Genomic DNA, 12,527 nt, shown 5'->3' with positions numbered 1-12,527 from the left:
ATCGCACCGTTGGAGAATCCAAGGAGAATCCGGTGCCGGGTTCCGCCGACCAGACGCTGGCCGTGCTGTATCGCATCCACCAGCGCGCCGATCCGAGCGCCTACTTCCTCGTCGTCGATCGTCCTGTCGGAGCGGCGGTCGAAGAAGGCACGGCCCCCAGTTGTTTCCGCGGCACCGCGAAGGGCGACCTGGGCAGCATCGGGGAGGAGGCGGTCCGCGAGCGGCAACAAGTCAGTCTCATGCCCGTCCGAACCGTGTAACAAGATCCAAGTCGCGTCGGCTCGTCCCGATACCGACGCGACGGACAGTGCGATGCCGAGAGGCGCGGTCACCAACCGATGCGTCGTGCACATGAGTGCATTCTGGCGCGTTCACACCACGCTTGCTCGCGTCCCGAGGAAGCGCCGGACCGTCAACACAGTGTCCGGCCACCGATCCGCTACCGGGACGGACCACAACATAGTCTGGCAACGTGAGAAGTAGTCACCGGCTCATTGCGCGTGCACGGTCGTGGTTCAACGCGCTCACCTGGCGCTTGGCTACCAAGGCGGGGACTCTCTATCTCGGGGCCGTTTCCTTCATCGGCCTCGAGGCCGTTGCGGTCCTTCTCACCTTCACCACAGCCTGGCCGATCGCCTTGCCCGTCGTTGTCCTCGTGTTGGGTGTCGCCTATCTACTTCGGGACCGCTTGGTCGCCATGTGGCGCCGCATCCGCCGCGCCCACCGCTGATCCCTGATCGCTCTCGAAAGAGGATCGTCTACCGGGCGGTTGGTCGTCGCCCCAGTGACGACTGGAACCGCACGAGGTATCCGTCAGGGTCCTGAACGAGGAATTGATGCACGCCGGCCTCTTCCTCTCCGATGCCGTACCACTTGATCTCGGGTCGCATGAAGAGCTCAACGCCAGCGCGTCCGAGCACCTGCGCCAGTGCGTCAGAGTCCGGCACCGTGATCTGAAAATTCACCCCGCGGCCCAGCGGGCGCTCAATAGGTCCCGTGATCCAGTTACGACCCACGCCTGCTTGTTCGAGCATCAGGTGCGCGGAACCGAGCGTGATGTACGCGAAGCGCTCCTCAGGGCGCGAGTAGACGACGTCGAAGCCGCACGAGTTGCACCAGAACTCGATGCTCTGATCCAGGTCGGCCACGAGCAGTTCGGGAACGAGCGAGGGTTCGAGATTTTCAGTCACCGGGCCATCGTTGCAGCCCTCACCCTGCGGGCAGTCCCGGTAGCGGATGGCTCAGCGGCGAGCGATCCGGATGATCCGGATGAAGTAGTACGTGAGCAGGAACATTAGGGCGCCCAGCGCGACAAGTAGGTAGCCGATGGCGTCTCCGGATCGCGCTTGCGCGATGCCCAAGATGACTGCTGTCGCCCCAACGAACGGCGCGCACACTGCAAGGACTCGAACGAGCGCCAAACCTCTTGGAGCAGGTGCTTTCACTTTGGGCATGCTCGAAGCATGCCGCAGATCGTGTCCCGGTAGCCGGTCCCGCTCCGCACCGTGCCGCGATCCCGCCCCGATCGCCGCGTTCGAGAATTCGCTGTCTCACATGGGTGGTCCGTTGCTCGTCGCACTGGTGGGAGGCCATGCGGACGCCAACGCGCCCCAGATGGCAGCCGAGCAGAATCAACTTCGCTCGGCTTCTCACCAGGAGGTCCCCGGACGATTCCTCCTCGCTGGCGCAACCGGTGCGCCCCGCCCAGAACGCGGTGCCGGCAACGCCGCGATCGCAACCCCAGGTCACCGCGTGTGGCCCACGCGCTGTCAGCGACTGATCTGACTCTTCGTCGTGGGCCCTGCCGGGATCGAACCGACGACATCCACGGTGTAAACGTGGCGCTCTACCAGCTGAGCTAAAGGCCCTCCCCTCGATCCTAGACGAGTCGCCGCAACACCCCCGCGGTGAGCGCCGTCCGCTCGACCATCCGATCGAGGTCGACCCACTCGTGCCGCGCGTGCGCACCGTCACCGACCGCACCGAGGCCGTCGAGGACCGCCGCGCCGAGCGCAGCCGCGAAGTTCCCGTCGCTCGCACCGCCGACGCTCGTCTCGGTCACGGTGAGGCCGAGTTCGTCCGCGACCTCCTCGGCGATCCGGAACAGCCCGACGTTCCGGTCGGTCCGCGCCATGACGGGCCGGTTCCAGTCGCCGGTGACGGTGATCGACGCGGCGTCGGCGTGCGGTGTCAGGCCGGCGAGGACCTCGTCGATCCGTGCTGACTCGGCCTCGGACGACACACGGACGTCGAGGGCAGCGGTCGCTGCGCCGGCGCGGACGTTGGGTCGCGTCCCGCCGGTGACGACACCGACGTTCAGCGAGGTGCCGGCGTCGAGGTCGGCGGCACCGTGCAGTGCGAGCACCACCCGGGCGAGCTCGTCGACGGCGCTGGCTCCGCCGGCGGGGTGGAGCCCGGCGTGCACCTCGACACCGCGGATGTGGACGTCGAACAGTCCGACGCCCTTCCGCGCGGTCTTCAGCGCGCCCTCGGGTCCGGCGGAGGCCTCGAACACCAGGACGGGCCCGGGGGTGCGACGGACCACGTCCTCGATGACCGGACGGGATCCGATGCTGCCGACCTCCTCGTCGCCGTTGAGCACGAGCCGCACGTTCGGCCGGGCGACGCCGAGCCCGTCGAGGACCGCGAGTGCGTGGGCGAACTGCACCAGCCCCGCCTTCATGTCGTACGCCCCGGGGCCGGTGAGCTTCGCGCCGTCGATCCGGACGGACCAGTCGGCGAGCGTGCCCGCGGCCCAGACGGTGTCGTAGTGGCAGAGCACGACGACCCACGAGTCCGTGGGGCTCGGTGCGACGAGGTCCCCGACCACGACCGGGCCGTGGCGTTCCGGTTCGTGCAGCGTCCGCTCGGCGAAGGGCCCGACGGTCGTGGCGAGGAACCGCTCGACGTGGTCGAGTCCCGCGCGGAGCAGGTCGAGGTCGTCGGAGGGGGTCTCGGTCTCGATGTACGCGACGAGGTCCTCGACCATCCGTGGACGCCGGGCGGTCGCGGCGTCGAGCAGGTCGGCCGCGACCGTCGTGCCGGTCATCGTCCGGCCCCGACCGCTGCGACGAGTCCGCGGATGCGGTCCTCGTCCATGGGGGCGCCGTCCTCGACGGCGACGATCTCGGTGACGAGCGCGCGGATGCCCGGGGTGGGGACGCCGAGCGACTGCCCGGCCTCGACGACCGGTCCGTAGTGCAGCGGGACCTCCGTCTTCCGGTGCCGGACGGCGATGTCGCGCCAGATCCCGGAGCGGGTCTTGGACTGTGTGGCGAGCCAGGCGACCAGACCGTCGAGTGCGGCCGACGTCGCCGCGGGGTCGGCTCCCGGGGCGAACGCGGTCGGCTCGAACGCGTCGAAGGGTTCGGGGGTGATGCCCTGCGCCTCGGTCACGGCCAGGACCTCGCGGGCGAGGGCCGCCATGACGTCGCGGTTCCGGTCGATGAGCACGCTCATGGCGTCGTCCGCCAGCGCGGTCGCGGTGAGCATCGCGCCGAACGCGAGCTTCGACCACAGGAACCCGGCGACGTTGTCGGTCACGACGGGGGTCCCCCACTGGTGCAGGTCGGCGGCCAGCGCACGGTTCCGGTCACTCGTGCCGCCGGCGTACTCGCCGAGGGCCATGGCCCCGAGGCCGCCGTCCTGCACGATGCCCGGTCCGACGACGTCCGCGAACAGGTCGACGAACGCGATGACGGTGCGGTCCGCTCCGACGTGGCGGGCGATCGTCGCCTCGTTCAGCCCGTTCTGCAGCGACGCCACCCACCCGTCCGGCGCGAGGCGTGGTGCGATCCACGCCGCGGCGGAGTCGGTCGCGAGTGCCTTCACGGCGAGGAGCACCGGCCCGAGCGTGGCCGGGGCGTCGGCGTCGTCGAGGTGCCAGATCGGGAGCCGGGCGATCCGCTCCCCCTGCGACGTGCGGAGTCTGAGGCCGTCGGTCCGGATCGCGGCGACGTGCTCCGGGTCGGCGTCGACCAGCTGGACGGGGACGCCCGCGGCGTCGAGGTGCACGGCGAGGGTGCCCCCGATGGCTCCGGCGCCGACGATCGTGTACGGGATGGGGTCGGTCATGCGGTGACGTCCTCTCGGGGAGCGGTGCTGAGCGGCAGGGTGTGGGCGCCCGTGGACGATCCGCCGTCGACGCGGAGGATCGTCCCGGTGACCCAACCGGACTGCTCCGGGTCGGCGAGCCACACCACGGCCTTGGCGATGTCGGACGGTTCGCCCGTCCGTCCGAGCGGGTTCGGCGACACGGCGGCCGCGTACTCCTCGCTCACGCGGTTCACCGCGCTGTCCACGACGACGAAGCCGGGGGCCACCGCGTTCACCCGGATGCCGGCGGCACCGAGCTCGAGGGCGCTGGCCCGGGTCACCATCTCGAGCGCGGCCTTGGACGTGCTGTACGGCGCTGCCCCGGGCCGGGCGCGGAGTGCGGCCCCCGACGTGATGTTGACGACGGACGGGGTCCCTCCTGCCGCGGTGGCGAGCCGACCGAGCGTGACGGTGGCGAGGAGCGGGGCGCGGACGTTGACGTCCTGGACCGCGTCCCAGGTGGCGGCGTCGAGCTCGAGGAACGGTGTCGCCGGGTACACCCCGGCGGCGTTCACGAGCACGTCGACGGGGGCCAGCGCCCAGGCCTCGGTGACGACGCGCGACGGGGCGTCCGGATCACGGAGATCCGCGACCACCGTCCCGACCAAAGCGTCGGCAGAACCGACGGCACCGACAGCACCGACCGCACCGACGGCACCGACAGCACCGACAGCACCGACAGCAGCAGAGCCGCCGGCAGCAGCACCGACCGACACCGCGGCCGCCCCGAGCGCCTCCGCCCGGTGGTCGACGAGGGTCACGCGGTCGCCGAGCGCCGCGAACCGCCGAGCGACCTCGAGCCCGATGCCACTCGCGGCGCCGGTCACGAGCACGTGCCGGCTCATCGGAGCACCTTGCCCTTCGTCTCCGGCATGGTCAGGTACACCACGAGACCGATCGCCGCGGCGACGGCGCAGTACACCCAGACGAGGTGTCCGAGGCCTGCTCCACTCATCCACGTCGTGATGTACGGCGCGGTGCCGCCGAAGATCGCCACGGCGAGTGCGTAGGGCAGGCCGATCCCGGTCGCGCGGACCTCGGGCGGGAACTGCTCGGCCATGATCACGGCGCAGTTCGCCGAGTAGCCGAGCAGGAACAGGATGCCGATGACCTGGATGATCAGCAGCGACCAGAACGTGCCGCTCAGGAACGTGAACGCGGGCCACGCGAAGACCAGGAACCCGCCCGCGAAGATCGACATCGTCGGCTTGCGGCCGATCTTGTCCGACAGGATGCCCGCGAAGGGCAGCAGGACGAGGAAGATCACCATCGCGACGACGTTGGCGAGGAGCGCCTGGTTGAGCGGCAGCCCGGTCGTCACGTGGGCGTAGGTGGGCATGTACGACACCCACATGTAGTAGAGCAGCGTGCCGGCGATCGTGATGCCGAAGACACGGGCGGTCGCGCCCGGGTGGTCGCGGAACATCGCGACGACCGCGTTGCGCTTCGGCGCGGCGACCTGCTCGTCCCGCGCGCGCTGCGACGTGAAGGACTCGGTCTCCTCGACCGACGTCCGCAGCCAGATGCCGACCAGGCCGATGAGCGCGCAGAAGACGAACGCTGCGCGCCAGCCCCAGGCGTCGAGCGCCGCGGGCGAGAGCGCTGAGGTGATGATCGCGCCGATGCCGGACGCGATGAGGACGCCGGCGCCCACGGACACCTGCTGCCACGATCCGGCGAACGCACGGCGCTTCGGCGCCGCCGACTCGACGAGGAACGCGGAGGACGACCCGAACTCGCCGCCGGCGGAGAAGCCCTGCGCCAGTCGCGCGAGCAGCAGGATGATCGGTGCGGCGATGCCGATGGTGGCGTAGTCCGGCGTGATACCGATGACGAGCGAGGCCACCGCCATCAGGGCGATGGTCAGCATCAACCCCTTCTTGCGACCGTGCCGGTCGGCGTACGCACCGAGCACCGCCGCGCCGATCGGGCGCATCACGAACCCGACCGCGAAGACGGCGAGCGTCGCGAGGAGGGCCGCGGCGTCGTTGCCCGCCGGGAAGAAGTGGTGGCCGAAGACCGACGAGAACGTCGTGTAGACGGCCCAGTCGATCCACTCGACCACGTTGCCGATGCCGCCGGCGATGATCGCCTTGCGACCGCGGGCGGTGAGCCGAGTCTCGTGGACGGCGTCGGTGCCGGTGGCACCGAGCCGCGGGTCGGTTGCTTCTGCTGTCATCGTTGCGTCGACTTCCTGGGTGGAGGAACGGGGGTGCGGAACGGGTGGAGCGGAGGGACGGGGGTGGGACGGGTGGAGCAGCGGACTGGAGGCGCGGGGCGGGCCCGACCCGCGCCTCCAGTCCGTCAGGCGGTCACGTCCGTGACGGACGCACCGACCGGATCGAGACCGCTGGCCGTCGCGACGTGCTCGGCGAGGTCGGCGTGGGTGGTGAACCAGACGTCGTCGAACGAGCGGATGTGGGCGAGCAGCGCCTCGAGGACCACGAGCCGCGACCGGTGCCCGATGAAGTGCGGGTGCATGGTCAGCTGGAACACGCCGCCCTCGGCGCGGGCGACGTCGAACTCGTCGCGCCAGATGCGGCCGACCTCGTGCGGCGGCGTGTAGGGCCGCAGCGACTGGAAGCGCTCCATCATGAGGTAGGGCGCGTCGTCGCGGATCCAGTCCACCGGGATCTCGACGATGCCGGTCGGGGTGCCACGGTGCAGGATCTCGTAGGGGTCGTCGTCCGCCATGAGGGACGAGTCGTAGCGGAACCCGAGTTCGCGGGCGACGTCGAGCGTCGAGTCGCTGAAGTCCCACGACGGCGTGCGGATGCCCGTGGGGCGCACGCCGGTCTGGGCGGTCAGCACGTCGACGGCCCGGCTCAGCAGGTCCAGCTCGTCGTCGTGGCCGAGCAGCGTGTTGCGCTCGTGGATCCACCCGTGCACGGCGACCTCGTGGCCGTGCTCGACGTAGGTCGGGGCTTCCTCCGGCCGCAGGAGCGCACAGACCGCCGGGAGGTAGAACGACGACGGGGCCTCGTACCGGTCGAGCAGGCGCAGGATCCGCGGGACCGCCGCACGCGCGCCGTACTCCCCCATCGCCATCCGACCCGGTGAGGTCTCACCGTCTCGGAGGGCCGGCGTCTCGTGGTCGGAGTCGAACGAGATCGCGACCGCGACCCGCGCGCCACCCGGCCACCGGCCGGCACCGTCTGGGCCCTCCGGTGGGAGCAGGTTGCGGCCGGCGCGGACCTCCTCGACGTGGCCGCGCCACGTCGTCTCGTCCCACTGCCACGGCTGCTGGGGGTCGTCCTGGGGCATGGTGTCCTCCTGTGGTCTGGTCAGGCGAGCGCCGGTACCGCGCGTCGCAGGTCACGCGAACGCCGCTACCGACGCGTCGCTGGTCACGCGAGCGCGAGGGCCGACGCGTCGCTGGTAGGCAGGAACCGGCCGTCGTCGATGCGGCTCCACATCCGCTTGACGGTCCGGAGCTGCACCGTGACGTCGACCTCGCGCACCCCTGGCAGGGCCCCGAGGACGTCGGTCGTGAACGTGTAGACCGAGGCGAAGTCCGGCAGGAACGCCTGCCCGATCAGGTTGTAGCGGCCGAGCGACGCCGCCGCGTAGTGCACGGACGGGTGGCCGGCGAGCTGCACGGCCGCGTCCGACAGCCGGTCCGGCGCGACGGAGATCCACACCTCGAGCTCGGTCGTCCGGCCGAGGAGCGCCGGGGCCACGAGCGGCCCGATCCGGAGCCGACCGCTCTGCACCAGGTCCTCGAGGGTGCGACGGGTCACGGCCTCGGAGCGACCGACCTCGCGCGCGAGGTCGGTGAGCGGCTTGCGGCCGTCGTGGACGAGGGCCGCGAAGACCGCCCGCTCCTCGGGCGTCGCGTCGGCGTGCAGCGGCGCGACCCCTTCGCCCGTCGAGGGGTCCGGCGCCGGCGCGTTCGCGGTCGCGGATCGCGGGGCGCTGCCGCCGGTCGGCGCGGCGCTCGCCGGATCGGTGGGCGACGTCGTGGCGAGCGCGTCGCCGGGGAAGACGGTGAAGGGGGCGGTGAACGTCCGCACGATCGGCAGCGCCTCGGTCTCGACCGGGCGACCGTCGATCTCGATCGTGCTGAGGAAGGCGGTCAGGTCACCGACGCGCGGCAGGACGACCTCGGCCGTGCAGTCGGCGGAGCCGGTGAGCGTCGCGGCGAACCGGACCTCGGGTCGGCGGGCGAGGGCGTCGGCCAACGCGTCGGCGCGTGCGGCCCCGGAACGGATGCGGACCTTCGTCGAGACGCCGAACCCCGATGCCAGGACGTCCGACGCCGCGATGATGCGCACCGAGCCGTCCTCCACGAGACGCGTCACCCGGCGTTGGGCCGTCGACGTGGAGCAGCCGGCCAGCTCACCGATCGTCGCCCACGAGGCGCGGCCGTCGTGGGCGAGCGCCCGGAGGACGGCGCGGTCGACGTCGTCGGCGCCGGTCGGTCGAGTATCTGTCAAGGTCACGACCGACAACGTATTCCGTCATCAATCAGCCGTCAATCCGTGTTTTGGTTCAGATCACAGCCGTAACACGATGTTTTCATTCACTCAGAGCGTTGCGGTCCCTGCTCGAGCCACTCGGCGAACCGCGGACCCACCACAGCACCCGGGATCGGCAGCCGAACGGGCAGACGAACACCCACGCACCGCCCACCCCGGACGGGTAGCGTCCCCGACGTGAACCAGGTCCGAGCATGAACGGTGTGGGCGTCATCGACGAGGCCGGACGCCTCCGCCTCCTCGGCACCGGAGCCGCCGGCGCGGCCTTCGGCGTCGTCCTCGTGGTGCTGGTCGCGTCGTCGTGGACCGAGGCGACCCCGGGCGTCCTGGTCGCGGTGGGCGTGCCGTCGGCCGCGGCGGGCGCCGCGATCGCCGTCGTCCTGCAGCTCCGGTCGTGGCGCGCCGAGGGCGGCTACGCGGAGTCGATCGTGGTGCGTGACTGGATCGTCGACGGGAAGGTCCCCGCGGGCGTCCCCGCAGAGCGCTGGATCCCCCTCGTGCAGGCGCAGGCCGAGCGCGAGGCCGCTGGCTGGGGGAAGATCGTGCTGAGCACGCTCTGGATCGCGATGACGTGGTCGATGCGTGACCAGCACGGGGCACTCATCACGACGATGCTGATCCTGCTCTGGGTCGGACTCGGCCTGTGGAGCGCGTGCTGGGTCATCCCCCGTGCCCGCGAGGCGCGGGCACTCCTCCGCCGGGGTGTCTCGACGCCGAGTTGAGCCGCAGCCGTCGTGGGTACGCTCGGCAGCATGCAGAGTCGCACCCTCGGTCGCACCGGCCGCGAAGTCTCCCCCGTCGGCCTCGGCACCTGGCAGTTCGGCGGTGACTGGGGCCCCGTCTCGGAAGCCGACGCGAACGCCGTGATGGACGCCTCCGTCGGGTCCGGCGTCACCCTCTTCGACACCGCCGACGTCTACGGCGACGGCCGCAGCGAGCAACTCATCGGCGCCTGGCGGGCCGCGAACCCGGACGTCCCGCTGACCATCACGACGAAGATGGGTCGCCGTGCCGAGCAGGTCCCGTCGAGCTACGTCGCGGCGAACTTCCGCGAGTGGGTGGACCGCTCGCGGCGGAACCTCGGACAGGACACCCTCGACCTGGTCCAGTTGCACTGCCCGCCGACCCCGGTCTACGAGGACGACGCGGTGTACGACGCCCTCGACGCGCTGGTCGCCGACGGCTCGGTCGCCGCCTACGGCGTCAGCGTCGAGACCGCCGACCAGGCACTCACCGCCATCGCCCGGCCCGGCGTCGCGACCGTCCAGATCATCCTCAACGCGTTCCGGTTGAAGCCGCTGGACCGCGTGCTGCCGGCCGCCCGGGAGGCCGGGGTCGGCATCCTCGCGCGCGTCCCGCTGGCGTCGGGGCTGCTGTCCGGCAAGTACACGACGGAGACGTCGTTCGCCGAGGGCGACCACCGCAACTACAACCGGCACGGCGAGGCGTTCGACCAGGGCGAGACCTTCAGCGGCGTCGACTTCGAGGACGGGGTGCAGGCAGCGCAGACCTTCGCGGCCTCGCTGCCGGACGCGGTGTCCGTCCCGCAGGCAGCGATCGCGTGGGTCATCGCGCAGGAGGGCGTGACCGCCGCGATCCCCGGCGCGCGCAACCCGGAGCAGGCGCGGTCGAACGCCGGTGCGGGTGACCTGCCGGAGATCCCGGGCCTCGACGAGACCGTCCGCGAGCTCTACGACCAGTGGTTCCGCGCCAGCGTGCACGACAAGTGGTGAGGTCGTCCGTCGTCGGGCTGGCGCTGGCGGTGCTCACCGTCCTGGCGCTGCTCGCCGGTGGGACGACCCCGGCGGCCGGCACGACCCGGAGCGCTCCGCCGTGGCCGGCGCCGACGGCGTTGGCCGAGCGCGCCGACGCCGCCGGCCTCCGGAACGTGTGGGGGGAACGGCTCGCCGAGCACGTCCACACGCACCTGACGGTCCTCGACGGCTCGTCGCCGGTCACCGTCCCGGCGAACGTCGGGCACTCGCACCGGCAGCGCTTCGCCGCGCAGCTCCACACCCACGACACGTCGGGCATCCTGCACGTCGAGTCCCCGACGCGGCAGGTCTTCACGCTCGGGCAGTTCTTCGACGAGTGGGGCGTACCGCTGAGCGCCTGGCGTGTCGGTGGCCTTCGGGGCGAGCTGACGGTGTGGGTGGACGGGCACCGGTCCATCGGGAACCCGCGGTCGATCGAGCTGACGAACCGGCGCGAGATCGTGCTCGCGGTGACGTCCGTGGGCGAGGTGCCGCACCTCCCACCGGCGTTCGACTGGCCGCCCCAGTACCGCTGACGCGTGTGGCAGTCGTGTGTCAGCCGGGTCGCCGTCGCCACGCGGATCCACGCCCCGATCCGTGCGCACCCGGGGGTCGCCGCCGCACGGCTGCCACGGGCGGCCCCTAGCGTCCCGGTCATGCGAACGATCCCCTCCCACCGCCCCTCCGACCTCGACGACGGCCCCCAGCGCGACGACCTGGTCGTGGTCCTGCTCGAGGTGGCGATCGCGGTCGTGTTCGCCGGCCTCATCGGCCTCGCGTTGCTCTGGGTCGGCTGACCGGACGCGCCTGGCAGCGCGGGTAGGCATTGCGGCCCTGGTCGCGACCACGGACGGGCCTGGAGGCGCGTGGCGGGCCCGCACCGCGCCTCCAGGCCGTCTGCTGGTCACCCCGGGCGGCGGGCCGCTCCCCGCGGATCGCTTCAGCGCTGCGGTGCGCGGCGCAGCTCGACCGTCGCGACCGCGCCCTGGTCGCCGTTCGCGAGCCGGAGCACGGCACCGAAGGCGGCCAGGTGCTGCAGGACGATCGCGAGCCCGATGCCGGACCCGCCGTGCGAACCGAGCGCCCCGAACCGCCGGGGACCGTCGCGCAGGACGTCGTCGGGGAACCCCGCGCCGCTGTCGGTGACCGTCACAGACGCCCCGTCGACCCGCACCACGACCGGCTGCGCGCCGTGCCGTTCCGCGTTCGCCACCAGGTTCGTCAGCGCGCGTCCGAGGTGCTCCACGTCGACGAGCACCCGCGCCGACTCCCCCGGTTCGAAGCGCACCCGCTCGTCGAGGCCCTCGGCGTGCAGGACGTGCTCGACGGTCGGTGCCAGGTCCGCCGGCACCGACCGCACCTGGCCGGCCTCGTGCGCGGCGCGGGACAGGTGGAGCAGGTCGTCGAGCAGCTGTCGGAGCCGCGCGGCCACCCGGCGCACCCGCTCGGCGTCGGGTCCGTCCGGCAGGAGTTCGGCGGCGCCGACGAGCGCCGTCACCGGCGTCCGCATGTCGTGCGCGACCTCGGCGCTGATCGCCCGCTCGTGGTCGAGGCTCCGCGCGAGCGCGGCGGCGGTCTCGGCGAGTCCGCGCGACAGGACCGCCACCTCGTCGTCCCCGCGGACCTCCGCCGGGGTACCACCGGCGACGGTGTCGTCCACGGCACGTGCCGCCCGCCGCAGTCGCGCGGTCAGCCGTCCGGCGGCGAGCCACGACCCGGCGGCGGCGAGCACGGCCGCCAGCACCGCGGCGAGCACGAAGGTGCGCTGCAGGTTCGCCCACTGGTTCCGGAGCGCCGTGTTGTCGACCCGGGTGGCGATGACGCCGGAGGCCTGCTCGCGCGCCGCCCACATCCAGGTGCCGTCGTCGTACGTCGCGGTGGAGCCGCGGCCGATCGCCCGGCGGAGTGCTGCGGGCACGACGGACGGGTCGTCGGTCGCCCGCGACGGCAGGGCGCCGCCGAAGGACTGGGTCGCGATGGTCTCGTCGAGCTGGGTGAGCGCCTGCTGCCGGAGCTGCTCGGTCGCGTCGTCGACGGCGGTGTGCGCGAACACCGCGCCGGCGGCGACGACGAGCGTGGTGGCGAGGACCGTCATGGCGACCGCCGTACGGAACCGGAGCGACCGCCACCACGGGGTGCGCTCGGTCGGCGCGGTCGGCTGTCGGACGGTGCCCGTCGTGGAGCTCCACGTCGCCGGGGT

General features: G+C 72.0%; 14 protein-coding genes and 1 tRNA gene. 6 read left to right on the top strand and 9 right to left on the bottom strand.

Translation table 11 applies throughout. The annotated features are described in order from the left end of the window. Both BIU96_RS07985 and BIU96_RS07980 read left to right on the top strand, forming a co-directional pair. Positions 1 to 260, top strand: a 260-nt coding sequence (locus BIU96_RS07985; protein WP_217642244.1) for a hypothetical protein, incomplete at its 5' end; no start/stop codon positions are given. Between the two features lie 212 nt (positions 261 to 472). Then, positions 473 to 730 (top strand): hypothetical protein, encoded by a 258-nt coding sequence (locus BIU96_RS07980; RefSeq protein WP_071292077.1) that lies wholly within the window; start codon positions 473 to 475, stop codon positions 728 to 730. Positions 731 to 758: 28 nt separating this feature from the next. Here BIU96_RS07980 and BIU96_RS07975 read toward each other — a convergent pair whose 3' ends face one another. The 8 genes from BIU96_RS07975 to BIU96_RS07940 form a co-directional block, all read right to left on the bottom strand. Beyond that, a complete protein-coding gene (locus BIU96_RS07975) occupies positions 759 to 1,190 on the bottom strand; it encodes a VOC family protein (RefSeq protein ID WP_071292076.1) in 432 nt (143 codons plus the stop codon). Positions 1,191 to 1,795: 605 nt separating this feature from the next. Further along, positions 1,796 to 1,868, bottom strand: a tRNA-Val gene (locus BIU96_RS07970). Between the two features lie 11 nt (positions 1,869 to 1,879). Next, complete coding sequence (locus BIU96_RS20075) at positions 1,880 to 3,049, bottom strand: M20/M25/M40 family metallo-hydrolase (protein WP_071292075.1); 1,170 nt, start codon at positions 3,047 to 3,049, stop codon at positions 1,880 to 1,882. Continuing rightward, positions 3,046 to 4,074, bottom strand: coding sequence for a ketopantoate reductase family protein (locus BIU96_RS20070; protein ID WP_071292074.1), 1,029 nt, complete (start codon positions 4,072 to 4,074; stop codon positions 3,046 to 3,048). Before BIU96_RS20070 ends, BIU96_RS20075 begins: the two co-directional genes overlap by 4 nt. Beyond that, positions 4,071 to 4,940: an SDR family NAD(P)-dependent oxidoreductase gene (locus tag BIU96_RS07955; RefSeq protein WP_071292073.1), complete on the bottom strand. Its 870-nt coding sequence runs from the start codon at positions 4,938 to 4,940 to the stop codon at positions 4,071 to 4,073. Before BIU96_RS07955 ends, BIU96_RS20070 begins: the two co-directional genes overlap by 4 nt. Continuing rightward, a complete protein-coding gene (locus tag BIU96_RS07950) occupies positions 4,937 to 6,274 on the bottom strand; it encodes an MFS transporter (protein ID WP_071292072.1) in 1,338 nt (445 codons plus the stop codon). Before BIU96_RS07950 ends, BIU96_RS07955 begins: the two co-directional genes overlap by 4 nt. Positions 6,275 to 6,399: 125 nt before the next feature. Next, positions 6,400 to 7,359, bottom strand: coding sequence for a polysaccharide deacetylase (locus BIU96_RS07945; protein ID WP_071292071.1), 960 nt, complete (start codon positions 7,357 to 7,359; stop codon positions 6,400 to 6,402). 83 nt (positions 7,360 to 7,442) lie between these two features. Further along, a complete protein-coding gene (locus tag BIU96_RS07940; RefSeq protein ID WP_071292070.1) occupies positions 7,443 to 8,537 on the bottom strand; it encodes an Lrp/AsnC family transcriptional regulator in 1,095 nt (364 codons plus the stop codon). A 230-nt stretch (positions 8,538 to 8,767) separates the two neighbouring features. Between BIU96_RS07940 and BIU96_RS07935 the strand changes: the two genes are divergently transcribed. The 4 genes from BIU96_RS07935 (at position 8,768) to BIU96_RS19780 (ending at position 11,124) form a co-directional block, all read left to right on the top strand. Then, complete coding sequence (locus tag BIU96_RS07935) at positions 8,768 to 9,295, top strand: hypothetical protein (protein WP_071292069.1); 528 nt, start codon at positions 8,768 to 8,770, stop codon at positions 9,293 to 9,295. A gap of 30 nt (positions 9,296 to 9,325) precedes the next feature. Continuing rightward, entirely contained in the window at positions 9,326 to 10,306 is a 981-nt protein-coding gene (locus BIU96_RS07930) for an aldo/keto reductase (RefSeq protein ID WP_071292115.1), read from the top strand. Further along, positions 10,303 to 10,863, top strand: a complete 561-nt coding sequence (locus BIU96_RS07925) for a hypothetical protein (RefSeq protein ID WP_139199905.1) — start codon at positions 10,303 to 10,305, stop codon at positions 10,861 to 10,863. The genes BIU96_RS07930 and BIU96_RS07925 overlap by 4 nt, the downstream gene beginning before the upstream one ends. Positions 10,864 to 10,983: 120 nt before the next feature. Beyond that, a complete protein-coding gene (locus BIU96_RS19780; RefSeq protein ID WP_175477489.1) occupies positions 10,984 to 11,124 on the top strand; it encodes a hypothetical protein in 141 nt (46 codons plus the stop codon). A gap of 143 nt (positions 11,125 to 11,267) precedes the next feature. Here BIU96_RS19780 and BIU96_RS07915 read toward each other — a convergent pair whose 3' ends face one another. Further along, positions 11,268 to 12,422: a sensor histidine kinase KdpD gene (locus tag BIU96_RS07915; RefSeq protein WP_217642243.1), complete on the bottom strand. Its 1,155-nt coding sequence runs from the start codon at positions 12,420 to 12,422 to the stop codon at positions 11,268 to 11,270. Between the last annotated feature and the right edge of the window lie 105 nt (positions 12,423 to 12,527).

The organism is Curtobacterium sp. MCBA15_008, from assembly GCF_001865065.1.
GTDB lineage: Bacteria > Actinomycetota > Actinomycetes > Actinomycetales > Microbacteriaceae > Curtobacterium.
The sequence above is the reverse complement of the archived record's forward strand: the minus strand, read 5'-3'. Positions and strand labels throughout refer to the sequence as shown.